The 23,984-nt window shown below is 68.1% G+C and carries 23 protein-coding genes; 18 read left to right on the forward strand and 5 right to left on the reverse strand.

Annotated elements, in window-relative coordinates:
• Positions 1–30 precede the first annotated feature (30 nt).
• The 3 genes from DFS13_RS21615 to DFS13_RS21625 all read left to right on the forward strand — a co-directional run bounded on the left by DFS13_RS21615 (position 31) and on the right by DFS13_RS21625 (position 3,434).
• The gene (locus DFS13_RS21615; RefSeq protein ID WP_111442108.1) at positions 31–708 is read left to right on the forward strand and encodes a TetR family transcriptional regulator; all 678 of its coding nucleotides are present in this window, start codon (positions 31–33) and stop codon (positions 706–708) included.
• Between the two features lie 530 nt (positions 709–1,238).
• Positions 1,239–2,627, forward strand: a complete 1,389-nt coding sequence (locus DFS13_RS21620; protein ID WP_006494183.1) for an NCS2 family permease — start codon at positions 1,239–1,241, stop codon at positions 2,625–2,627.
• Between the two features lie 213 nt (positions 2,628–2,840).
• Entirely contained in the window at positions 2,841–3,434 is a 594-nt protein-coding gene (locus DFS13_RS21625) for a hypothetical protein (RefSeq protein ID WP_058902385.1), read from the forward strand.
• 9 nt (positions 3,435–3,443) lie between these two features.
• Here the strand turns inward: DFS13_RS21625 and DFS13_RS21630 are convergent, their stop codons facing one another.
• Positions 3,444–3,845 carry a CopD family protein gene (locus tag DFS13_RS21630; protein WP_058902386.1) on the reverse strand — a complete coding sequence of 134 codons (402 nt, stop codon included), beginning with the start codon at positions 3,843–3,845 and terminating at the stop codon, positions 3,444–3,446.
• Positions 3,842–4,150 (reverse strand): DUF3817 domain-containing protein, encoded by a 309-nt coding sequence (locus DFS13_RS21635; RefSeq protein ID WP_006482618.1) that lies wholly within the window; start codon positions 4,148–4,150, stop codon positions 3,842–3,844. Before DFS13_RS21635 ends, DFS13_RS21630 begins: the two co-directional genes overlap by 4 nt.
• 106 nt (positions 4,151–4,256) lie before the next feature.
• Between DFS13_RS21635 and DFS13_RS21640 the strand changes: the two genes are divergently transcribed.
• From DFS13_RS21640 to DFS13_RS21655, 4 genes are all read left to right on the forward strand, one after another.
• Positions 4,257–5,204, forward strand: coding sequence for a GlxA family transcriptional regulator (locus DFS13_RS21640; RefSeq protein WP_006491810.1), 948 nt, complete (start codon positions 4,257–4,259; stop codon positions 5,202–5,204).
• Between the two features lie 66 nt (positions 5,205–5,270).
• A complete protein-coding gene (locus tag DFS13_RS21645; RefSeq protein WP_006494179.1) occupies positions 5,271–6,191 on the forward strand; it encodes a LysR family transcriptional regulator in 921 nt (306 codons plus the stop codon).
• A 226-nt stretch (positions 6,192–6,417) separates the two neighbouring features.
• Positions 6,418–7,200 carry an ABC transporter substrate-binding protein gene (locus DFS13_RS21650; protein ID WP_006489206.1) on the forward strand — a complete coding sequence of 261 codons (783 nt, stop codon included), beginning with the start codon at positions 6,418–6,420 and terminating at the stop codon, positions 7,198–7,200.
• A 225-nt stretch (positions 7,201–7,425) separates the two neighbouring features.
• On the forward strand, positions 7,426–8,541 hold the full coding sequence (locus tag DFS13_RS21655) for a succinylglutamate desuccinylase/aspartoacylase family protein (protein WP_111442109.1): 1,116 nt from the start codon (positions 7,426–7,428) through the stop codon (positions 8,539–8,541).
• Between the two features lie 158 nt (positions 8,542–8,699).
• On the opposite strand, the gene DFS13_RS21660 is transcribed toward DFS13_RS21655, so the two are convergent.
• Positions 8,700–9,506, reverse strand: coding sequence for a MetQ/NlpA family ABC transporter substrate-binding protein (locus tag DFS13_RS21660; RefSeq protein WP_006489221.1), 807 nt, complete (start codon positions 9,504–9,506; stop codon positions 8,700–8,702).
• Between the two features lie 593 nt (positions 9,507–10,099).
• Between DFS13_RS21660 and DFS13_RS21670 the strand changes: the two genes are divergently transcribed.
• The 9 genes from DFS13_RS21670 (at position 10,100) to DFS13_RS21710 (ending at position 19,151) form a co-directional block, all read left to right on the forward strand.
• Complete coding sequence (locus tag DFS13_RS21670; protein ID WP_006491809.1) at positions 10,100–11,251, forward strand: porin; 1,152 nt, start codon at positions 10,100–10,102, stop codon at positions 11,249–11,251.
• Positions 11,252–11,469: 218 nt separating this feature from the next.
• Positions 11,470–11,730, forward strand: coding sequence for a DUF2866 domain-containing protein (locus DFS13_RS21675; protein WP_011548992.1), 261 nt, complete (start codon positions 11,470–11,472; stop codon positions 11,728–11,730).
• Between the two features lie 124 nt (positions 11,731–11,854).
• Entirely contained in the window at positions 11,855–12,238 is a 384-nt protein-coding gene (locus DFS13_RS21680; RefSeq protein WP_012493589.1) for a DUF6232 family protein, read from the forward strand.
• A gap of 187 nt (positions 12,239–12,425) precedes the next feature.
• Entirely contained in the window at positions 12,426–12,653 is a 228-nt protein-coding gene (locus DFS13_RS21685) for a hypothetical protein (protein ID WP_006489213.1), read from the forward strand.
• Positions 12,654–12,877: 224 nt separating this feature from the next.
• Positions 12,878–15,151 (forward strand): TonB-dependent hemoglobin/transferrin/lactoferrin family receptor, encoded by a 2,274-nt coding sequence (locus tag DFS13_RS21690; protein WP_111442110.1) that lies wholly within the window; start codon positions 12,878–12,880, stop codon positions 15,149–15,151.
• 49 nt (positions 15,152–15,200) lie between these two features.
• Entirely contained in the window at positions 15,201–16,292 is a 1,092-nt protein-coding gene (locus DFS13_RS21695) for a hemin-degrading factor (RefSeq protein ID WP_034203207.1), read from the forward strand.
• A complete protein-coding gene (locus DFS13_RS21700) occupies positions 16,289–17,206 on the forward strand; it encodes a hemin ABC transporter substrate-binding protein (RefSeq protein ID WP_034203206.1) in 918 nt (305 codons plus the stop codon). The genes DFS13_RS21695 and DFS13_RS21700 overlap by 4 nt, the downstream gene beginning before the upstream one ends.
• 15 nt (positions 17,207–17,221) lie before the next feature.
• The gene (locus DFS13_RS21705) at positions 17,222–18,310 is read left to right on the forward strand and encodes an iron ABC transporter permease (protein WP_034203205.1); all 1,089 of its coding nucleotides are present in this window, start codon (positions 17,222–17,224) and stop codon (positions 18,308–18,310) included.
• A gap of 19 nt (positions 18,311–18,329) precedes the next feature.
• The gene (locus tag DFS13_RS21710) at positions 18,330–19,151 is read left to right on the forward strand and encodes a heme ABC transporter ATP-binding protein (protein ID WP_006485871.1); all 822 of its coding nucleotides are present in this window, start codon (positions 18,330–18,332) and stop codon (positions 19,149–19,151) included.
• 52 nt (positions 19,152–19,203) lie between these two features.
• Here the strand turns inward: DFS13_RS21710 and DFS13_RS21715 are convergent, their stop codons facing one another.
• Together DFS13_RS21715 and DFS13_RS21720 are read right to left on the reverse strand one after the other, a co-directional pair.
• The gene (locus tag DFS13_RS21715) at positions 19,204–19,815 is read right to left on the reverse strand and encodes a trimeric intracellular cation channel family protein (RefSeq protein WP_006485872.1); all 612 of its coding nucleotides are present in this window, start codon (positions 19,813–19,815) and stop codon (positions 19,204–19,206) included.
• An 8-nt stretch (positions 19,816–19,823) separates the two neighbouring features.
• Complete coding sequence (locus tag DFS13_RS21720) at positions 19,824–21,953, reverse strand: penicillin-binding protein 1A (protein ID WP_006496214.1); 2,130 nt, start codon at positions 21,951–21,953, stop codon at positions 19,824–19,826.
• Between the two features lie 243 nt (positions 21,954–22,196).
• Between DFS13_RS21720 and DFS13_RS21725 the strand changes: the two genes are divergently transcribed.
• Together DFS13_RS21725 and DFS13_RS21730 are read left to right on the forward strand one after the other, a co-directional pair.
• A complete protein-coding gene (locus tag DFS13_RS21725) occupies positions 22,197–22,991 on the forward strand; it encodes an aminoglycoside phosphotransferase family protein (RefSeq protein WP_062910199.1) in 795 nt (264 codons plus the stop codon).
• A gap of 154 nt (positions 22,992–23,145) precedes the next feature.
• Positions 23,146–23,658 (forward strand): chloramphenicol phosphotransferase CPT family protein, encoded by a 513-nt coding sequence (locus DFS13_RS21730; RefSeq protein WP_012493593.1) that lies wholly within the window; start codon positions 23,146–23,148, stop codon positions 23,656–23,658.
• The last annotated feature ends 326 nt before the right edge of the window (positions 23,659–23,984 follow it).

The raw sequence follows: 23,984 nt of genomic DNA on the forward strand, positions 1-23,984 counted from the left end.
GTTGAGTGCGTCGTTGCACCCGACTAGAATATGACGAACTATTCAGGTTTTACTATTCGCATTGGCAAACCGCTCATGACCGCCCGCCGAAACGCCCCGATCGCCACGCGCAAGCAGCCTCGGCAGGCGCGCTCGACCCGTCTCGTCGAGGACGTCCTGCAGGCGGCTATTCAGGTTTTGGCGAGTGAAGGTGCGCAGCGCTTCACGATGGCGCGCGTGGCCGAGCGGGCCGGCGTGAGCGTCGGCTCGCTGTACCAGTACTTCCCGAACAAGGCGTCCGTGCTGTTCCGGCTCCAGCACGACGAGTGGCGGCAGACGTACGACATGCTGTGCGGGATACTGCAAGACACGCGAAAGACGCCCCCGGAGCGGCTGCGCACCGCCGTCCACGCGTTCATCCGTTCGGAATGCGACGAGGCGCCGATGCGCATCGCCCTCGACGATGCCGCCCCGCTCTATCGCGACGCTCCCGAGGCGCGGGAAGTGAAGGTCGAGGGCAACCGGGCGTTCAGCGCGTTCATGCGCGAAGCGCTGCCCGACGCGCCTGACGCGACGCATGCGCTCGCGTGCGAGCTGATCCTGACGACGCTCACCACGGGCGGCAAGGCGTTCTCCGAAACGGCGCGCACGCCGGCGGAAATCGATGCCTATTCGGCCGCGATGGCCGACATGTTCTGTGCGTATCTCGCGCATCTCGCGCACGCTTGAGGCCCGTGCCGACACGGAAACCGCGCACGCGCGCCGGCTGCATCGTCCGGATGCAGGTTGCGCACGGCGATGAACCCCGTCACCCGCCCCGGTTCGCACCGGCTTCCCGGTTCATCCTGAAAGCAGTTCGTAAAATCCAATGCCTCACCCGCAGGCGCCCCACCCGTCGACCCTGCATTCAAATAGTCGCCTTAACGGATTCGAACTAGGCGTATACACGCGGGTCGACACGACGGAGCCCCGTTGCACGCCGATATAAGCGCTGCGACATGCGCTGCATGCTCTTCGCCCGATGGGACGTGATGGGCGGCTCGCCTAACCTTCGCTACGGCAAAGCACACGTGACGGGGTCGCCCACACCACGCGTCGTCCGACGCGACACCCTCGCGATCGTCTCGATTCGCACGTAACGACACGCATCACGCGTCATGCGTCCCCACGACGTTGCCGAACAATCCCAACTAGATACGAGACACCCTGACGACGGTTCGCTACGGGCCGTTTCAGCATGCTGATAAAGGAGCAAGCTCATGAGTGATACCCCGGTGCAGCCGACGGTCGGCGTCGGCGCGGAAGAAACTGACTTTGGCACCAAGGGAGTCATCGACCGCTACTTCGGCATTGCGTCGCGCGGCAGCACGCAGCGCCGCGAGATCATTGCCGGCGTGACCACCTTCCTCGCGATGGTCTATTCCGTGTTCGTCGTGCCCGGCATGTTCGGCAAGGCCGGCTTCGACACGAGCGCCGTGTTCGTCGCGGTGTGTCTCACCACCGCGTTCGGCTCGCTGCTGATGGGCCTGTGGGCGAAGCTGCCGATCGCGATCGGCTGCGCGATCTCGCTGACCGCGTTCACCGCGTTCGGCCTCGTGCTCGGCAAGGGGCTGCCTCCGACGGTCGCGCTCGGCGCCGTGTTCCTGATGGGCCTCGTGTTCACCGGCATCTCGATCACCGGCGTGCGTTCGTGGATCCTGCGCAACCTGCCCGCGGGCGTCGCGCACGGCACCGGGATCGGCATCGGCCTGTTCCTGCTGCTGATCGCGTCGAACGACGTCGGCCTCGTGATCAAGAACCCGGGCGCCGGCCTGCCGGTCTCGCTCGGCCAGATCACCGCGTTCCCGGTCATCATGTCGGTCATCGGCCTCGCCGCGATCTTCGGCCTCGAAAAACGTCGCGTGCCGGGCGGCATCCTGCTCGTCGTGATCGCGATCTCGGTGTTCGGCCTGATCTTCGATCCGGGCGTGAAATACCGCGGCATCTTCGCGCTGCCGTCGCTGAGCGCGCCGGGCCACGCATCGCTGATCGGCGCGATGGACATCAAGGGCGCGCTGTCGATGGCCGTGCTGCCGAGCGTGCTCGCGCTGGTGATGACCGCCGTGTTCGACGCGACCGGCACGATCCGCGCGGTCGCGGGCCAAGCCGGCCAGCTCGACGAGAACGGCCGCATCATCAACGGCGGCCGTGCGCTGACCGCCGATTCGATCAGCTCGATCTTCTCCGGTTTCCTCGGCGGCGCGCCGGCGGCGGCCTACATCGAGTCGAGCGTCGGCGTGGCCGCCGGCGCGAAGACGGGCCTCGCGGCGGCCGTGGTCGGCCTGCTGTTCCTCGTCGTGATGTTCTTCTCGCCGCTCGCGGGCCTCGTGCCGTCGTACGCCACCGCACCGGCGCTGATGTACGTCGGCCTGCTGATGCTCGGCAGCGTGAGCAAGCTGCACATGGACGACATGGTCGACGCGATGTCGGGCCTCGTGTGCGCGGTGTTCATCGTGCTGACCGCGAACATCGTGACGGGCATCATGCTCGGCTTCTCGACGCTCGTGATCGGCCGCCTCGCCAGCGGCGAATTCCGCAAGCTCAACGTCGGCACCGTGCTCATCGCGGCCGTGCTCGTCACGTTCTATCTCGGCGGCTGGGCCATCTGAGCCCGGGACATGCGCGACGTCGCCTGCAGAAGGGCGGCGCGCATCGGGACGACATCGTCTCCTCCACCATCGTCGTTGATGGTCTCCAGGCCTGGGAACGCGAGTTTCCAGGCTTTTTTTGTCCGTGCGGCGCAGCGTGACGCGCTCCGTGAAAACGGCGCGACGCCCGTTCGCGCCCGGTGCTACGATCGCGTTTTGCCTTCAGGAGTCGCGATGAACACCCTCGGCATCGTCTCCGAATCGAGCACCCGGGCCTCGGCGCGCAAGCCGCCGTTCATTCCGTCGTTCGGCTTCCACGAAGTGCACGAATCGCAGCCGATCGGCGCGCCGCCCGCGCGCATCATCGACGTCGTCGCGTCGCTCGACATGCGCGCCGATCCCGTCATCGACACGCTGCTGACGGTGCGCGAATTCCCGGCGGCCATCGCCGGCGCGCTGCGCAACGTACCGGCCGGCCCCGGCCGCGCGCGCTTCGGCTTCGACGCCTTCACGCCGCTTCATCGCGACGACACGTCGCTGTCGCTCGGCTTGATCGGGCGCTTCTGGCGCCCGGCGCCCGACGTGCGCACCATCGCCGATGCCGACGCCTTCATCCGGCACGACGACCCGCGCGACGCGAAGCTGGTACTCCGGTTCGAGGTGGTCGGGCTCGCCTCGGGCGCGCACATCCTGCGCACCGAAACCTTCGTCCATTGCCCGAGCGCACGCACGCGCTGCCTGTTCGCGCCGTACTGGCTCGCGATCCGGCTGGGAAGCGGCTGGATCCGGCGTCGTACGCTGGCGGCGGTCGAGCTCGCGCTGGCCTGATTCGCCGCGTCAGAACGGCTTGATCACGGCCAGCCCGACGACGAGCGCCATCGCGACGAGCACCGCGCCCGCCGTCTGCCCGAGCCACGGCGCCGGCACGACGACGAGATCGTCGCGCGCCATGCGCCGCAGCGTGCCGGCCAGGATTCCGTGCAGCACCGACAGCGCGACGACGATCGCGAGCTTCACCAACAGCCATGCGGTGCCGAACCAGTGACCGCTCAGCGCGAGCGCGATGCCGGCGATCCACACGATCGCGAGCGCGGGCGCCGTCACCGTGCGATCCCAGCGCCGCACCGCGCGATGCACGGCGAGGTTCGCGATCCGGACCGCGACCGACGACAACAGCAGCCCGCCGACGAACGTGACGACGGCGGCCAGATGCACGGCCTTCAGCACCAGGTAGATCATCGCGCGTGCCGCCTGCGCGCGATCCAGCCGGCGCTCGCCAGCCCCGCAAACGGCACGACGGCCGACAGCACGAGCCGCGCGACCTCGCCCTTGCTCCACAGCCCGCTCGACGCGGTGCCGACCACCGCCCACACGTACATCGCGAACGCGATGCCGTGAATCGGGCCCATGATCGATACCGCGACCGGATAACCGGCCAGATGCTTGAGCGGCACGGCCACGCACACCAGCGCGACGAGGGTGGTCGCCTCCAGCAGCGACAGGTATTGCAGGTTCCGCAACGCGTTGCGATCGTCTTGTGTCATCGGCAGGGCTCCAGGTAGTCCGCGGCGATTGTCGCGTGTAGTGCGGGTTCGAGCCATTGGCTAGAATGACATCTTTCAACGGATTCTGGCCACGGCCACGAATGCCATGCACACGGTCGCCGTGCTTGCTTTGCCCGATGTCGTCCCGTTCGATCTGGGTGTCGCGTGCGACACGTTCGCGCGCGTGCGGGCGCCCAACGTCGCGCAGGCGTACCGTGTCCGCGTGTGCAGCGACCAGCCGCGCGTCGGCGGCGACCTGTTCGAGCTGCGCCCGCCGTTTCGCCTCGATGCGCTGGCCGACGCCGACACGATCATGGTTCCCGGCACCTCCGTGCCGCTCGCGCCGACGTCGCGCCGCGTGCTCGACGCGCTGCGCGCGGCGGCCGCGCGCGGCTGCCGGATCGCGTCGATCTGCAGCGGCGCGTTCGTGCTCGCGGAAGCCGGGCTGCTCGACGGCCTGCGCGCGACGACGCACTGGCTCGCGGCCGCCGAACTCGCGCGCCGCTACCCGAACGTCGACGTCGATCCGAACGTGCTGTTCGTCGACAACGGGCGGATCCTGACGTCGGCCGGCGCGGCGGCCGGCCTCGATCTGTGCCTGCACATGATCCAGGCCGACTATGGCGCGGCGGTCGCCGTCGATGCCGCCCGCAGCGCGGTGGCGCCGCGCGTGCGCGAAGGCGGGCAGGCGCAGTTCATCGCGCCCGAATGGCCGGCCGGCGGCGACGGGCTGCACGACCTGCTGGACTGGCTGCACGCGAACCTGCGTCAGCCGCTGACGCTCGACGCGATCGCGCGCAAGGCGTCGACGAGCGTGCGCACGCTGACGCGGCGCTTCCAGGAGCAGACCGGCACGTCGCCCGGCCAATGGCTGCAGACCGCGCGCGTGCGGCATGCGCAGCAGTTGCTGGAGGTGACCGAGCTGTCGATCGAACATGTGGCGACGGAAGCCGGGTTCGGTTCGGTCACCGCGTTTCGCGAGCGCTTCGCGCGCATCGTCGGCACGTCGCCACAGCGCTATCGGCAGGCGTTCCGCGCGCGCGCCGATGCGTGACGTCGTCCGGATCGCCGCCTGAAGCATGAACCCGCCGCCCCCTTTCGCGCCAACCGGACCCGACCGATGACCCGCATCCGCAATCCCCTGAACATCGCGCAGCTCCAGGCGTTCGTCTCCGCCGCGCACCTGAAGAGCCTGCGCGCCGCCGCGCGCGAGCTCGGCGTCACGCAGCCGGCGATCACGCATACGATCCGCGAACTCGAAACGGCGCTCAACGCGGAGCTGCTCGCGCGCAGCGTGCGCGGCGTCGAGCTGACCGCCTGCGGCGAGGCGCTGCTGCCGCGCGCCGAGCAGTTGCTCGGCGACGTCCGCCGCACGGTCGAGGCCGTCGAGCAGGTGAAAGGCGAGATGTCGGGCCGCGTCGCGGTCGGCACGATGCCGTCGATCGCGCTGACCGCGCTGCCGCACGCGGTGACGGCGTTCCGCCAGTCGATGCCGAACGTCAGCCTGCATCTGGAGGAAGTGACGGTGCCCGACGCGCTCGCGCAGTTGCGCAACGGCACGCTCGACATCGCTGCAATGCACCATGTGCCCGCGCTCGACCGCGATTTCACGCAATTGCCGCTGCTGTCGACCGAATTCACGATCGTGATGCGCGACGGCCACCCGCTCGCGCACGCGCGCCGGTTAGAGGAACTGCTCGACGCCGAATGGATCGTCACCGTCGGCGCCGAGCAGTTTCCGCACAGCGTGATGGTCGGGATGTTCGAGGCGCACGGGCTGCCGCTGCCGAAACGTCTGCTGCGTTCGCCGATGTCGTTCGCGGTGACGCTCGGGCTCGTCGCGCGCTCGGACGTGATCGGCTGCTTCACGCGCCCGCTCGCCGCGATGGTCGCGCCGCTCGGTATCCGCACGGCCGAACTGGACGAAAGCATGCCGCGCTTCGACCTGTCGATCATCGCGCGGCGCGACCTGCTGCCCACGCCCGCCGTGTCGCACTTCGTCACCTGCCTGCAGCGCGCGGTCAACGAAACGCTCGGCTGAATCGTTCCTGTGGATGAAACGGCGGCGCACCCCGCGCGCCGCCGCCGGGCCCGGTATCGGGGCTTGTCCTAGGCGCCCCGCCGGTATTTTGTCTTGATAATCTTGCGCACGTCGCGCGCCCCCATCGGGCGGGCGAAACGGACTGTCCGACGCGAAGCCGCGGCGGGCCGAAGGCTTACGGCGCGGCACAACCGCGCACCCATCGAACAAAACGAGGAGTCACCGAGTGAAAAAGATTCTTGCGGCTGTGACCGTCGCCCTGCTCGCCGTATCGGCCGGCAGCGCGTACGCGAAGGACTGGTCGACCGTGCGGTTCGGCGTCGACGCAAGCTACCCGCCTTTCGAATCGAAAGGCGCCGACGGCAAGGTGGTCGGCTTCGACGTCGATCTCGGCAATGAAATCTGCCGCCGCATGAACGCGAAGTGCGTGTGGATCGAAAACGACTTCGACGGGATGATCCCGGCGCTGAAGGCCCGCAAGTTCGACGGCGTGCTGTCGTCGATGTCGATGACGCCGGCGCGTCAGGAACAGATCGCGTTCTCCGCGAAGCTGTTCAACACGCCGACGCGCCTCGTCACGAAGAAGGGCACGGGCCTGATGCCGACGGCCGAATCGCTGAAGGGCAAGTCGGTCGGCGTCGAGCAGGGCACGATCCAGGAAACCTACGCGAAGACGTACTGGGCCTCGAAGGGCGTGAACGTCGTGCCTTACCAGAACCAGGACCAGGTCTACGCCGACCTGATCTCCGGCCGTCTGGACGGCGCGCTGCAGGACGCGGTGCAAGCCGAGATCGGCTTCCTGAAGACCCCGCGCGGCGCGAACTTCGACTTCGCCGGCAAGGATCTCGACGATCCGAAGACGCTCGGCAACGGCGCCGGTATCGGCCTGCGCAAGGAAGACACCGACCTGAAGGCGAAGATCGACGGCGCGATCGCCGCGATGCGCAAGGACGGCACGTACGACAAGATCGCGAAGAAGTACTTCGATTTCGACGTCTACGGCAAGTAATACGGCCGACGGACGCGCGATTCGGCGCGACGGGAACGGGCTCCGCACGGAGCCCGTTTTTTTTTGCGCGCGACGCGGGCGCCGTTATTTTTTCTGCGCCAAGCTGATGATTCTCAACGGAAAACCGCTTGTTCTGGCGCCGGTTTGATGGCGGCGAGGAAGGCAACGTACAATCGTTCTTCCACGCACACGGATCATTCGCGGCTGCGCCGCACTCCCCCCATCATGCAAACGCAGACCCATCCGCTGATTTCCCCCGCCGTCGGCACCGAACGCCAGATCACCAGCTTCCACTACGGCCCGCGCGGCGGCAAGAAGGTCTACATCCAGTCGTCGCTGCACGCGGACGAGTTGCCCGGCATGCTGGTCGCCACGCTGCTGCGCCGCAAGATCGCCGCGCTCGAGACGGCCGGCAAGCTGCGCGGCGAAGTCGTCATCGTGCCCGTGCCCAACCCGATCGGCCTGTCGCAACACGTGTTCGGCGATCATCTCGGCCGCTTCGAGCTCGGCTCGATGCAGAACTTCAACCGTAACTTCTACGATCTCGCGGCGCTCGTGCTGCCGCGCGTCGAAGACCGCCTCACGAACGACGCGCAGCGCAATCTCGCGGTCGTACGCACCGCGATGCGCGAAGCGCTCGACGAACAGAAACCGCGCACCGAACTCGATTCGCAGCGCCTCGCGCTGCAGAAGCTGTCGTTCGACGCCGACATCGTGCTCGACCTGCACTGCGACAGCGATGCGGTGATGCACCTCTACACGAACCCCGACCTCTGGGAAGACGTCGAACCGCTGGCGCGCTACCTCGATGCGCAGGCGTCGCTGCTCGCGCTGAACTCGGTCGGCAATCCATTCGACGAAATCCACAGCTTCTGCTGGTCGGATCTGCGCAGCCGCTTCGGCGACCGCTTCCCGATCCCGAACGGCGCGATTTCCGTCACGGTGGAACTGCGCAGCGAACGCGACGTGTCGTACGAGTTCGCCGAAAAGGATGCCCAGGCGATCGTCGAATACCTGACCGAGCGCGGTGTCGTCGAAGGCACGCCGGCGCCGCTGCCGCCGCTCGCGCATCCGGCCACGCCGCTCGCGGGCACCGATCCGCTCGTCGCGCTCGTGTCGGGCGTGATCGTATTCCGTACGCCGGTCGGCGTGATGATCGAGGCCGGCCAGGCCGTGGCCGACATCGTCGATCCGCTGACCGATCGCGTCGTCACGCTGAAGAGCAGCGTGTCGGGCGTGCTGTACGCGCGCCAGATCGTCCGTTTCGCGACGGCCGGCATGGAAGTCGCGCGCATCGCCGGCGCGACCGCGATCCGCACCGGTTCGCTGCTGTCGGCCTGAGCCTGGACGCCCGGCCCGCGCGCCGGGCCGCGGCGCGCGTCGCCGGCCCTCGCCTGCGTCAAACGAAATCGCCCGCTTGCGCGGGCGATTTGCTTTCCGAAGCGCGCGTCGCGCCGCCGGCCGATACCGTGTCGCCGGCCGCTACGCGCGAAGACCGTTCAGAACGCCGGCACGATCGCGCCGCCGAACTTCTGGTCGATGAACTTGCGCACGTCGTCCGATTCATAGGCCGCGACGAGCTTCTTCACCCACGGCTTGTCCTTGTCCTGCGCGCGCACCGCGATCAGGTTCGCGTACGGCCCGCGCAGATCCTCGATCGCGATCGCATCCTTCACCGGCGTGAGCCCGGCCTTGACCGCGTAGTCGGTGTTGATCGACGCGGCGTCGACGTCGGGCAATGCGCGCGGCAATTGCGCGGCGTCGAGTTCGACGATCTTGATCTTCTTCGGGTTCTCGGCGACGTCGAGCGGCGTCGCGTTCACGCCATTCGTGCCGACGCCCGGCTTCAGCTTGATCACCCCGTATTTCTGCAGCAGCAACAGCGCGCGGTTGCCGTTCGACGGATCGTTCTGGATCCCGACCTTCGCGCCGACCGGCAAATCCTTCAGCGACTTGAGCTTCTTCGAATAGAAACCCATCGGCGCGGTATAGGTGAGCCCGACGTTGACGATCTTGTAGCCGCGCTGCTTGATCTGGCTGTCGAGGAACGGCTGGTGCTGGAAGCCGTTCGCATCGAGATCGCCGGAATCGAGCGCCGCGTTCGGCTGCACGTAGTCGTTGAATTCGATGACCTTGATCGCGAGGCCTTCGCGCGCGGCGACCTTCGTCACTTCGGTCCAGATCTGCGCGTCGGGGCCGCTCATCGTGCCGATCTTCAGCGTTTGCGGGTCGGCGTGCGCGGCGGGCGCGGCGAATGCCAGCGCGGCGGCGAGTACGCCGAGGCCGGTCAGGATCGAATGTCGCATGGGGTGTCCTCTTGTCCCGTGTCGTTTGTTGGAGCACGGATCGTGGCACGGGGCCCGGGCGCCACCAACCAAGCTTATTTCATGTGCATATTCCTGATCGAGGTCGAACGACAGACAAATTCGGTATAACCCCGGATGTACATCCCGGGCAGAATTTAGGGCCTGCTTGCATAGGGAACGTGCATGCGAATGCCTGAAATCGCTCGCAGGGCCAGGAGTGAGGAGCGCCGTTTGGCCGCGCCAAACAAGCGACGAACGACGCCGCCATGCGGGCGATTTCAGGCATTCCCGTGGATTGAATTTTTAGTTTGGGGTTGCCACGAGAACGGCCGCTCGCCGCGTTGCGCTCCTTGCGAATACGCGAGTATTCGCGGCGTCGCGCGCCTCGCGAGCGGCCGTTCTCGTGGCAACGCATGCACGTTCCCTATGCAAGCAGGCCCTAATGTCGCATCGGCACCACACATTCTTCATATGACAGTCGCTGTCATATTCATTACGTGGCCCGCCGATAAAGTTGCGCCGGTCCGTGAAAGCGCCCGCAGAGAGCGCCGGAACCGCAACTGGACACGCCATTTATTCGCTCGGAGAATCCTTTGAACAAGAAACTGTTGACCATCGCCGCCCTGGCAGCAACGGCCGGCACGGCACACGCACAAAGCAGCGTGACCCTGTACGGCGTCATCGATGCCGGTATCAGCTACGTGAACCACAGCAAGACCGCCAACGGCGGCACGGGCAAGCTGTTCAAGTACGACGACGGCGTGGCCCAGGGCAGCCGTTGGGGCCTGCGCGGCACCGAAGACCTCGGTGGCGGCCTGAAGGCGATCTTCGTGCTCGAAAACGGCTTCAACAGCGGCAACGGCTCGATCGGCCAGGGCGGCGCGATCTTCGGTCGCCAGGCTTACGTCGGCCTGAGCCAGTCGCAATACGGCACGGTCACGTTCGGTCGCCAATACTCGTTCTCGACCGACATCCTCGGTTCGAACTACTCGACGGGCGGCAACACGGTCGCGGGTAACTATGCGTACCACGTGAACGACATCGACCAGCTCACGTCGAGCCGCATCAACAACGCCGTGAAGTTCCAGAGCGCGAACTATTCGGGCTTCACGTTCGGCGCGTTGTACGGCTTCTCGAACTCGACCGACTTCGCAGGCGCACAGGGCACGGGCACCAACAACACCGGCGGTTCGTCGCGCGCATACAGCTTCGGCCTGAACTACGCGAACGGCCCGATCTCGGTCGGCGCGGCGTACACGGACATCCGTTTCCCGAGCCAGTCGACGCCGGCCTTCTCGACGTCGATCGCGAACCTGAGCACCGGCAACGTCCGCGACCTCCGCACGTACGGCGTGGGTGGCCGCTACGTCTGGGGCCCGGCAACGGCATGGCTGCTGTGGACGCGTACGCAGTTCTCGACGGTGTCGGGCTCGGGCGGCACGTTCTACAACGCATACGAAGCGGGCGCGAAGTACGCATTCACGCCGGCACTGTCGGGCGGCCTCGGCTACACGTACACGAACGCGACGCAAAACGGCAACTCGTGGCACTGGAACCAGGTCAACGGTATCGCGGACTACGCCCTCAGCAAGCGTACGGACGTGTACGGCCTGGTCGTGTACCAGCAGGCTTCGGGCCGCGGCGTGCAAGCGCAGATCGGTTCGAGCACGAGCTACTTCAACACGTCGGGCACGGGTTCGAAGAACCAGATCGCCGCACGTATCGGTATCCGTCACAAGTTCTAAAGCATCCGCTTAACTGTCCGCTCAACCTGCGGATCACGACGGCAAGAAGCGCCCCGCTCCACGCGGGGCGCTTTTTTATGGGCTTTTAAGTTTCGCTTAATTCTGGGCTGAGAGGATGCTCTCACCCCCCCTGTTGGCCGCCTGAGCATCGGCGGCTTTTTTTTTAAACGCCGACGGCGCCGCCATCGATTGCCCACAAGACAGGATCGGAGGCCATGATGATCGAAGATACCGTTTTCAGCCATCTGCACGCGATTCTGACGTGCCAACACTCGCTGCCGGTCCAGAGCTGCCGCGTCTCGGTCGAAATGCAGCGCCCCTGGGGCCGCCCGTATCGCCTCGTCGAATGGACGATGCATCTCGACGCCCCCGCGCGGCGCCAGATCGTGCCGGCCGAATCGACCGACGAAGAGATCGCCGAGGTCGTCGCGTCGCACGTGCCGGGCCGGCTTTACGGCGACGGCCGGCTGCAGTTCTGAACGCGTCTGCGCGCCACCCGCTTCCCGTCTTTCGGCCGCGCCGCACGCATCGTGCGGCAGTCGGTCTCGTTTGACGCGGCAACGAAACCTGCTACGCTGCGCGTTTTCGTCCACGCAACACACGATGGAAAACGCATTCAACGAACGTGGCGTCATGGTCACGCGCAACGGCCTGTCGGCCGCCGGGCAGGTATTCGCACTGCGTGACATCCGCCACGTCGACGTCGTCAAGATTCCGAAGAACCGTCTCGTGCCGTCGCTGATCTCGCTGATCGGCGCGGCCATCGCCGTCGCAGGCGGCATCGCCGCATCGAGCGCCGCGCTCGTGGTCGGCGTGATGCTCGCCGTGGTCGGCTACCTCGCGTGGACCACGCAGGACATCACGTATCGGCTGATGGTCGAGATGCCCGACGGCAAGCGCGAAGCGCTGTCGAGCGTCGACGCCGAGTTCGTCGAACGCGTCGCGCAGGTCGTGCGCGACGCGCAGTCCGCCACCGCGGCCGGCTGATTCCGTTCGCCTTCGTGCCCGCGCCGGCTCGCGCGGGCAGGATGCACGCCGCGAATGTCGGTTCGCGGCGTTCGCGTTGAAACGCGCGGCGCCCGCCGCGCGCCGCCCCCCCCTCCCCGCCACTGCACGCGCCGACCGCCTAGTATGGAAAGAGCGGCTCGCCGCCGCATCGTCCGAGGAGGCCAGCATGAACGCTCAATCGCTGTCCGGCATGCTTCGCGCGCAGGAACTGCTGATCGTGTCGATGATCCGCGCGCTTCCCCCTGATGCACGCCGTGCGCTCGTCGAGCTCTACACCGAGCAGATCGCGTTCGCCGAACAGGCCGGTATCGAAAGTCACGGCGATCGCGCCACGCATGACGCATTCATCGCGCATGCGCGCAACCTGCTGATCCGCATCGAAGCGCTGGCCTGAGATTCTCGAGACTTCCCCCGGCTCGCCCGAGCCGCGCAGGCGAGCGCTCACTCGCATGAGCCGTCTGGCGTCCTTGTATTGATAATAATTCTCATTTACACTGTTAAAGTTGTCAGTTGCCTTTCACATCGCCGTTTGCCGCCTGTCGCGCGCAAACGGGCCAGCCAGGTGAACGCGTCACCCAGCCAGCCTTCGGGCTTGTTATCGTCAATGGGAGACCACCTGTGCATTGCTATACGCTGGCGCGGCGGCCGATCTGTGCCGCGCTGTTCGGCGCGTTCGGCCTGTCCGCCGCCCCGGCTCACGCCGATTCGTCGCCGCAAGGCGCCACCCCGCCGTCCGCCGTCCTGACCACCGCGGCCGCCTCCACGCGCGGCGACGCGGCGCTGCTCGATCCCGTCACCGTCACGGCCACCCGCACCGCCACCGCGGCGAGCCGCACGGCAGCGTCCGTGTCGGTGATCACCGACGAGGATCTCGAAGAGCAGCAGGCCACCAACATCAAGGACGCACTGCGCTACGAGCCGGGCATCACGGTGCGCCGCACCGCGTACCGTCCCGGCAGCGCCGCGCTCGGCGGCGGCCGCGACGGCGATTCGAGCATCAACATCCGCGGCCTCGAAGGCAATCGCGTGCTGCTGATGGAAGACGGCATCCGCCTGCCGAACGCGTTCTCGTTCGGGCCGCTCGAAGCGGGCCGCGGCGACTACGCGGATCTCGACACGCTCAAGCGCATCGAGATCCTGCGCGGGCCGGCGTCGGCGCTCTACGGCAGCGACGGCCTGACCGGCGCGGTGAACTTCATCACGAAGGACCCGCGCGACCTGCTGTCGGTCTACAACAAGCCTTACTACTTCTCGTTCCGGCCGAGCTACGACTCGACCGATCGCAGCATCGGCGCGACCGTGTCGGCCGCGGGCGGCAACGATCGCGTCCAGGGGATGATCATCGCCGACGGCCGGCGCGGCCACGAGGTCGACACGCGCGGCGGCAACAACACGGCAAGCACGCTGCGCACGACGTCGAACCCGCAGGACGTGTATTCGGAATCGCTGCTCGGCAAGCTCGTGCTGACGCCGACCACGCGCGACACGATCAAGTTCACCGCCGAAACGGTGCAGCGGCGCGTGAGCACCGACGTGCTGTCGGCGATCAATGCGCCGACCACGCTCGGCCTCACGACCCACGACCGGCTCGAACGCAACCGCTTCAGCGTCGACTACGATTTTCGCGACGACGCGTTCCGCTGGTTCCAAACCGCGCACGTGCAGTTCTACTACCAGGACGCGAAGCAGGATCAATACGCGTTCGAGACGCGCGGCAAGCTGCCCTCGCGTTCGCGCGACAACCAGTACAAGGAACGCACGTTCGGCGGCGCCGCGTTCGCCGAGAGCGGCTTCGCGACCGGCCCGCTCGCGCACAAGCTGCTGGTCGGCCTGGACGGCAGCCTGTCGCGCGTGACCAACCTGCGCGACGGCACGGTGCCGGGCGTCGGCGAAGCGTTCCCGAACAAGGCGTTCCCCGACACCGACTACACGCTGTTCGGCGCGTTCGTGCAGGACCAGATCGGCTACGGCCGCCTGCTCGTCACGCCGGGCCTGCGCTTCGACACGTACCGGCTGAGCCCGACCGAGAACGATCCGCTGTTCACCGGCAAGGCCGTGTCGACGAGCGCGAACGAACTGTCGCCGCGCGTCGCCGTGCTCTACGAGATCACGCCCGCGGTCATTCCGTACGTGCAGTACGCGCACGGCTTCCGCGCGCCGACGCCCGACCAGGTGAACAGCAGCTTCTCGAATCCGGTGTACGGCTACACGTCGATCGGCAATCCGAACCTGAAGCCCGAAACCAGCGACACGTTCGAAGCCGGCCTGCGCGGCAAGGCCGGCACCGGCTACGGCATCGTGCGCTACAGCGCGGCCGCGTTCACCGGCCGCTACCGCAACTTCATCTCGCGCACGACGATCGCCGGCAGCGGCCGGCCGGTCGACCCGTTCGTGTTCCAGTACGTGAACTTCGCCGACGCACGCATTCATGGCCTCGAAGGCCGCGCCGAATGGGTGATGCCGAACGGCATCACGCTGAAGACGGCGATGGCGTTCACGAAGGGCTCGACGCAGAACGACGGCGCGGCCAGCCAGCCGCTGAACACCGTGAACCCGTTCTCGGCCGTGTTCGGCGTGCGGTACGAGCCGACCGAACGCTGGTTCGTGCAGACCGACCTGCTGTTCCAGGCCGCCAAACGCGACAAGGACGTCGACAAGTCCGACTGTTCGAACAAGGCGTGCTTCACGCCGCCGTCGTCGTTCGTCGTCGACCTGCGCGGCGGCTACCGCTTCAACAAGCACGTGAGCGCGACGATCGGCATCCGCAACCTGTTCGACCGCAAGTACTGGAACTGGTCGGACGTGCGCGGCATCGCGGCCGATTCGCAGGTGCTCGACGCGTATTCGTCGCCCGGCCGCACGGTCGCCGTCAGCATGAAAGTGGATTTCTGATGCGCGTTGCCCGCGCGCCTACCCCAACCGTTACTCGAAGGAGTCCGACATGATGCAATCCGCCCTTCCCGGTCAATCGGCCACGCCGGCCCGCGCGGCCGCCGCGCTGCGCGACGCGTTCATCAAGCTCAAGACCGAGCGTCAGCTGCGCAACCGCGACGTCGCGCAGGCGCTCGGCGTCAGCGAAGGCGAGGCGCTCGCCGCGTTCGTCGGCGAGCACGTCGTGCGGCTCGACGCGCGCTTTCCGGCGATGTTCGAGGAAATGCCGCGCCTCGGCCGCGTGATGGCGCTGACGCGCAACGACACGGCCGTCCACGAAAAGGACGGCGAGTACGCGCAGATGAGCCACGACGGCCCGGTCGGGCTCGCGCTCGGCGACATCGACCTGCGCATCTTCTATCGTCACTGGGTGTCGGCGTTCGCGGTGCGCGACGAGACCGCGCACGGCCCGCTGAAGAGCCTGCAGTTCTTCGACGCGCAAGGTCATGCGATCCACAAGGTCTACCTGCGCGCGCACAGCGATCACGCCGCATACGACGCGTTCGTCGAACGCTGGCGCGCGCCGTCGCAGGAGCCGGGCCTCGAGGTCGCGCCCGCCGCAGCGAAAACGCCCGAGCGCGCCGACACCGAGATCGACGTCGCGGGCCTTCGCGCCGCGTGGGACGCGATGACCGACACGCACCAGTTCTTCGGCATCACGCAACGCTTCGGCGTGAGCCGCATGCAGGCGCTGCGCCTCGCCGATCCGCGCTACGCATATCCGGTCGAAACCGCGCATGCGTTGCGCCACGTGCTCGAACAGGCCGCGAAAAGCGGCCAGCCGATCATGGTGTTCGTCGGCAACGCGGGGATGATCCAGATCCATACGGGCCCCGTCGCGAACGTGCGCGAGGTCGGCGCGTGGATCAACGTGCTCGATCCGGGCTTCAACCTGCATGTGCGCGAAGACCTGATCGCCGCCGCGTGGGTCGTGAAGAAGCCGACGAGCGACGGCATCGTCACGTCGCTCGAACTGTTCGACCGGCAGGGCGACCACGTCGCGCTGCTGTTCGGCGAGCGCAAGCCCGGCAAGGTCGAGCGCGACGACTGGCGCGCGCTCGTCGCGACGCTGCCGGCGGCCGCACGCGGAGCCGCGCGGTGAGCGCGCGGCGGTTCGATCCGCGCCGCCGGTCGCTGCTGGCCGGCGCGGCGGCCGGCGCGCTCGCGGGCGCCCTGCCCGGCGGCGCGTTCGCGCAGGGCGCGGCCGCCGCGCCGACACGCGTGATCGTGATCGGCGGCGCGCTCGCGGAAACCGCATTCGCGCTCGGCGGCGCCGAGACGCCGCGTTACCGGCTCGTCGGCGCCGACACGACGTGCACGTATCCCGACGCCGCGAAGCGCCTGCCGAAGGTCGGCTACCAGCGGGCGCTGTCGGCCGAAGGGCTGCTGTCGCTGCGGCCCGATCTCGTGCTGGCCTCGGCGGAAGCCGGCCCGCCGACGGCGATCGCGCAGGTGAAAGGCGCCGGCGTCACGGTGACGACCTTCGACGAGCGCCACGACGTCGAATCGGTGCGCGCGAAGATCACCGGCGTCGCGCAGGCGCTCGACGTGCGCGACGCCGGCGCCGCGCTGCTGCAGCGTTTCGATCGCGACTGGCAGGCCGCGCGCGACGCGGTCGCCGCACGCGTGCCCGGCGGCGCGCAGCCGCCGCGCGTGCTGTTCGTGCTGAACCATACCGGCACCCAGGCGCTCGTCGCCGGCCAGCGCACGGCCGCCGACGCGATGATCCGCTACGCGGGCGCGCGCAACGCGATGCAGGGCTTCGATCACTACAAGCCGCTGACGACCGAGGCGCTCGCGGCGGCCGCGCCCGACGTCGTGCTGATCTCCGACGAAGGGCTGGCGGCCGTCGGCGGCCACGCCGCGCTGCTCGCGACGCCGGGCTTCGGCGCGACGCCGGCCGGCCGCGCGCGGCGCGTCGTGTCGCTCGACGCGCTGTTCCTGCTCGGCTTCGGCCCGCGCCTGCCGCTCGCCGTCACGACCCTGCACCGACGCCTGTCGGATGCGCTCGCCTGAATCCGGATCGACCCGATGCCCGCTCACGCCTCGCCCTTCAACGCGCCATCGTCCGCCTCGCGCGCCGGCGCCGCGCGCCTCGGCACGTCGCGCCGCTTCGCGCCGTTCGTCCTGGCCGCGCTCGCCATTCTCGTGGGCGTGATGTCCGTCGTCGCGCTGTGCGTCGGCGCGTACCGCATTCCGCTGGCGGAAGCCTGGGCCGCGCTGAGCGGCGACCCGGCCGCGCAGCAGGCGCGCGCGGTGCTGCTCGACATCCGCGCGCCGCGCGTCGTGCTCGCGCTGCTGGTCGGCGGCGGCTTCGGCGCGACCGGCGCCGCGATGCAGGCGCTGTTCCGCAATCCGCTCGCCGATCCCGGGCTCGTCGGCGTATCGAGCGGCGCCGCGCTCGGCGCGACCACGCTGATCGTGCTCGGCCCCGCGCTCTTCGCCGCCCACGCAAGCGCGGCCGCGCTGCCCGTGGCCGCGTTCGCGGGCGGGCTCGCGGTCGCGGCGCTCGTCTACCGGCTGGCCGCGTCGCGCGGCCGGCTCGCGCTGCCGCTGCTGCTGCTCGCCGGCATCGCGATCAATGCGCTGGTCGGCGCGGCGATCGGGCTGCTCACGTTCGTCGCCGACGACGCACAGCTGCGCTCGCTGACCTTCTGGAGCCTCGGCAGCCTCGGCGGCGCGCAATGGCCGACGCTGGCGGCCGTCGCGCCGTGCGTCGCGCTCGGCGGCGTGCTGCTCGTGCGCGAGCGCGACGCGCTGAACGCACTGCAGCTCGGCGAAACCGAAGCGCTGCATCTCGGCGTGCCCGTGCAGCGACTGAAGCGGCGCGTGCTCGTCGCGGTCGCGCTCGCGGTCGGCGCGCTCGTGTCGTGCGCGGGCATCATCGGTTTCATCGGGCTCGTCGCGCCGCATTGCGTGCGCCTCGCGTGCGGCCCCGACCAGCGCATCGTGCTGCCCGGCGCCGCATTGCTCGGCGCGTTGCTGACGCTCGCGGCCGATCTCGCCGCGCGCACGGTCGCCGCGCCCGCCGACATTCCGCTCGGCGTGCTGACCGCGCTGCTCGGCGCGCCGTTCTTCCTCGCGTTGCTGTGGAAGAACCGCGGCGCGCTCGGCGGGTAATTCCTTCTTCACGACGACCATGCTGACTGCCCACCACCTCGACGTCGCCCGCCGGCACGGCACGATCCTGCGCGACCTGTCCCTGTCGATCGAACCCGGCCGCGTGACCGCGCTGCTCGGCCGCAACGGCGCAGGCAAGAGCACGCTGCTGAAAACCTTCGCCGGCGAACTGACCGGCAGCGTCGCGCCGCACGGCGTGCGCGTGACGGGCGACGTCACGCTGAACGGCGAACCGCTCGCACGCATCGACGCGCCGCGGCTCGCGTGCCTGCGCGCGGTGCTGCCGCAGGCCGCGCAGCCGGCGTTCCCGTTCAGCGTCGACGAAATCGTGCTGCTCGGCCGCTATCCGCATGCGCGGCGCAGCGGTGCGACGTCGCACCGCGATCGCGACATCGCATGGCGCGCGCTCGAACGCGCGGGCGCCGACGCGCTCGTCGGCCGCGACGTCACGACGCTGTCGGGCGGCGAACTCGCGCGCGTGCAGTTCGCCCGCGTCCTCGCGCAGCTGTGGCCCGATCACGACACGACGGAACCCGGCCCGCGTTACCTGCTGCTCGACGAGCCGACCGCCGCGCTCGATCTCGCACACCAGCACCGCCTGCTCGATACCGTGCGCGCCGTCGCGCGCGAATGGCAGCTCGGCGTGCTCGCGATCGTCCACGATCCCAACCTCGCCGCCCGGCATGCGGATGCGATCGCGATGCTCGCCGACGGCACGATCGTCGCGCATGGCGCACCGCGCGACGTGATGACGCCTGCTCATATCGCGCAGTGCTACGGCTTCGCGGTGAAGATGGTGGAAACCGGCGACGGGACGCCGCCGGTGATGGTGCCCGCGTAGCGCGGGCACGTCTTTCAGCTGATGCGGCCTGACTGAATGCCGGCGCGCGCGCTCAATGCTCGACGTCCGCCGCGCCGAAGCTCCGCATCTTCCAGCCGAGCCGTACGGCGAGCATCCGCATCGAGAAGCCGGCCGCCAGCGCGACGAGCGTCGCGAACCCCGTGTCGATGCCGAGATGCTGCATCCCGACATACAGCGAACCCGTGACGAACGCGACGCTCGCGTACAGCTCCTCGCGCAGGATCAGCGGCATCTCGTTGCAGAGTAAATCGCGCAGCATCCCGCCGCACACGCCCGTGATCGCGCCGGCCAGCACGACGATGATCGGCGCCGTGCCGGTCGACGCGCCGACGTCGCAGCCGATGATCGTGAACGCCGCGAGGCCGATCGCATCGACGGTGACGAACAGCGTCTTCATCCGCGCGACGTGCCGTGCCGCCCACGACGCGACGGTCGCCGCGACGAGCGTGATCACCAGGTATTCGGGATGCGCGATCCAGCCGAGCGGATAGTGGCCGAGCAGCACGTCGCGCACGGTGCCGCCGCCGAGCGCCGTCACCGCGCCGACGAGCGCGAGGCCGAAGCGGTCCATCCCGCGGCGCATGCCCATCAGCGCCCCCGACATCGCTTCCGCGACGATCGCAATCAGATAGAGCGTATGCATGGCGCGCGTCAGTCGTCGGTCCGGAACAGGTCGAGCACGCGTTCGCGCTCGGCCGCATCGACGGCGGCAGGCATCGGCTCGTCGCGCTTGCCGTTGTCGGCCGGCGCGTCGGGCGCATCGATGGCCGCCGCGCCGCCGCACGCGAAGCGGCTGCGGATATACGCCGGCACGTCGGCCGTGCACGTGCCGCGCGTGTATTCCGCGTAGACGAAGTCGCCGTCGACGAGCGCGACGTCCTGGGGCGGCATCGCCGCGACCGGCGTGCGCCCGTCGACGGCCGTCTTCATGTAGTCGAGCCAGACCGGCAGCGCGAGCGTCGCGCCGGTCGCGCGCCCCATTGGGCGCGGCGTGTCGTAGCCGAGCCACGCGACCGCGACGATGCCCGACGAATAGCCGGCGAACCATACGTCCTTCGACCCGTTCGACGTGCCCGTCTTGCCGGCCGCGTCGTCACGCCGCAGCGCGAGCGCGCCGCGCGCGGTGCCGGCCCGCACGACGTCGCGCAGCATGCTGTCCATCACGAACGCATTGCGCGCCGATACGACCCGCTCGCCCGCCGGCACGGTCGCCTCGTACATCGCGCCGCCGTGACGCTGCTTCACCGACAGGATCAGGCGCGGCTCCATCCGCGTCCCGCCATTCGCGAACACGCTGTAGGCGCTCGCGAGTTCGAGCGGCGTCACGGCGCCCGCGCCGAGCGCGAGCGGCAGCGACGCCGGATTGCGCTGCGCGTCGAAGCCGAAATGCACCGCGTGCTGCTGCACGTAGCGCGCGTCGGTGGCCTGCATCAGGCTGACCGCGACCAGGTTCTTCGAACGCACGAGCCCGCGCCGCACCGGGATGAAGCCTTCGTAGCGATTGCCGAAATTGCGCGGACGCCACGGCCGCGCGCCGGTTTCCGCGTGCGTGAGCGTGCGCTGGGTATCGTCGACGAGCACGCCGGGGAAGTAGCCCTTCTCCAGCGCCGCCGAATAGACGAACGGCTTGAAGCTCGACCCCGGCTGGCGATACGCCTGCAGCGCATGGTCGAACACGTTGCGATTGAAATCCGCGCCGCCGACCAGCGCGAGCATGTCGCCGGTGGCCGCATCGAGCGACACGAGCGCGCCTTCGAGCCCGTTGCGCGTCTCGCGCTTCGCGCGCGCCTGGCGGCTCAGCGTGCGCTCGAGCGCGGCTTCGGCCGCGCGCTGGTCGCGCATCGAGATCGTCGTCGTCACGTCGAGGCCGAGCGTGTACGCGTCGTCGTGAAACCGCTCGACCATCATCCGGCGCGCGCGCTCGGCGACGTACGGCGCCGCGACGATGCCGGGCGGCGGCGTGGTCGCCAGCGCGATCGGCGCGTCGACGGCCGCACGATACGTCGCATCGTCGAGTTGCCCGAGCGCGTGCATCCGGCCGAGCACGTAGTTGCGCCGCGCGGTCGCGCGCGCGGGATTGACGACCGGGTTGAACGCGGACGGCGCTTTGGGCAGCCCGGCGAGCACGGCCGCCTCGCCCGCGCTCAGCGCATCGAGCGGCTTGCCGAAGTACACGTGCGCGGCGGCCGCGAAGCCGTATGCGCGCTCGCCCAGATAGATCTCGTTCATGTACAGCTCGAGCAGCTTGTCCTTGCTGTATTCGCGTTCGAGCTTGGCCGCCATCAGGATCTCGGCGAGCTTGCGGCTCAGCACCTTGTCGCGCGTCAGGTAGAAGTTGCGCGCGACCTGCATCGTGATCGTGCTGCCGCCCTGGCCCGGCTGGCCCGTCACGACGTTCGCGAACGTCGCGCGCGCAAGACCGCCGACATCGACCGGGCCGTGCTCGTAGAACTTCGCGTCCTCCGCCGCGAGCAGCGCGTGCCGCATCAGCGGCGGAATGCGTTCGAGCGGCACGAACTCGCGCCGCTCGACGCCGTATTCGGCCAGCAGGTCGCCGTCGCGCGAAAAGATCCGCAGCGGCAGCGCGGGACGATAGACGGCCAGGTGTTCGACGGACGGCAACTGCGTCCAGATGCGATCGATCGTCCATGCGCCGATGCCCGCGCATGCGAGCGTCAGGCCGAGCAACGCGCCCGCGAGCGTGCGCCAGACGCGGCGGCGGCGCGGCGGTGCGGATGGCGGCGCGGGCGGCGGCGATGGGTTGGCGGTGGGGTCGGTCATGTCGGGGCTCCTTCTTCAGTGCCGCGACGGCCGGCGCGCGAGCGGCGCCGATCGGTCACGAAAGGCGCGCATTGTCGAAGGGATGGCGCGAAACCGGAACATTCTTTAGCCAAAGTTTGGCTGGCTAAATTTTATTTAGGAAAGCGCACCGGGGCCCGCTCGCGGCGCGTATGTGGGTCTGCGGCATGTCGTCGCGGCCGGGCAGGCGAGGCGCATGAGCCGGTTCGCCTGTACCATCGCGTGATGTTCGACCGATACCTCGACCTGTGGGGCCTCGTTCCCGACGGTGGCCCGATCCTGACCGCGAGCGGCGGCCTGTTGCCGGTCGTCTGGCACGCGCGGCCCGCGATGCTGAAAGTCGCGACGTGCGACGAGGAACGCCGCGGCAATGCGCTGATGGCCTGGTGGAACGGGCAAGGCGCCGCGCAGGTGTGGCGGCACGACGGCGACGCGATCCTGCTCGAACGCGCGCAGCCGGCGCCGTCGCTCGCCGCATTGTCGGCAGCCGGCCACGACGACGACACGATGCGCATCGCTTGCGACGTCGTCGCGCGGCTGCACGCGCACCGTGCGCCGCAGTGCCCTGCGGTCGTGCCGCTGCACGACTGGTTCTATGCGCTGCTATCGAGCGATGCCGACAACGATGTGCTGCGCCGCTCCGCGGCGATCGCTCGCCAGTTGCTCGCCGAGCCGTCCGTCGACGAAGTCGTGTTGCACGGCGACATCCATCACGACAACATCCTGCATTTCGGCGATCGCGGCTGGCGCGCGATCGACCCGAAAGGGCTGCGCGGCGAGCGCACGTTCGACTACGCGAATCTGTTCTGCAATCCCGCACACGACATCGCGGTCGATCCCGTGCGTTTCGGGCGGCGCGTCGCGGTCGTGGCCGATACCGCACAACTCGACCGGCGCCGGCTGCTGCAGTGGATTCTCGCGTGGTCGGGACTGTCGGCCGTGTGGTTGATGGAAGACGAGTTGTCGCCCGATACACGGCTGGAGGTTGCGATGCTTGCGGCGGGTGCGCTCGGGCTGTAGCGATACGCATCGCCGATGAAAACAGACTCGTTACGAGTTACGGGGGAATGCGGGGAGAATCGGCGCCTTTCGGCCATGAACGGACAATCGACTGCGCTGAGAATATCGCCGACAATTGTCAGCACGGATCGACTTAGAGTTGCCGGCGAGACATATGACACAGATCGCGATCGTATTGCACGGACCTACCAGCGCGGGAAAAAGCAGCTTGGCCAAGGCGCTTCAGAATAGCTCGGAAGCGCCGATGTTCCACATATCGCTCGATGCATTCGTCGAAATGTCGCGTAGGCGTGACATGAGATCGGATGAAGAGTTGAATCAGGCGCTCAGGATACATCACCTCAATCTGCAGTCCACCCTGAAGCGCGTAGCTGCAAGTCATTTCGGGATTGTTCTCGATCTTGTGCTGCGAGATACAACCGCCTTCGAAGAATGTATTTCTGCACTCGCGCCTCGCCGCACGTACGTGATAGGTGTTTGTTGCCCATTGGATGTTCTGGAAGAGCGTGAACGCAGCAGGCCGGACCGTGGAGAAGGAATGGCGCGATCCCAATTCGGGCATCCAGCTTACTCAAGGCCCTACTCGATGCGTCTGGATACGTCGACTTGCAGTCCCGAAGAAGGCGCTCAAAGAATCCGCTCATTCCTCAACGCGCAGGCGGAATGATCGCTTTTGCTATCAGCGAATGGCTCAAGGGGGGCGTTCGCGGACGATCCTCAAAAAGGTGAGCGTAGGTTTGCGCGCGAAGCCTTGTCAGATAAGGTGCAGGTACTGCTGCATCATTGGAGTGACGGGTGCAGGGGCTGCGGTGGGGTGCGTGCTCATGTGACCGGGAAAAGTTGCTTTGGCTGCCCGAGCTTATCAGCGGCCCGCACGGGACTGCTCGAAGTTCGCCGTTCGGCCAGTTGCTGGAGATCACGACCGGCGGCTGCCGGCTACGAACGGCCGTTCGACACAGCTTTTTAGATCGTCGACAATCGGTTCGGATAAGG

It is taken from the genome of Burkholderia sp. 28_3 (genome assembly GCF_003253915.1).
GTDB lineage: Bacteria > Pseudomonadota > Gammaproteobacteria > Burkholderiales > Burkholderiaceae > Burkholderia > Burkholderia cenocepacia.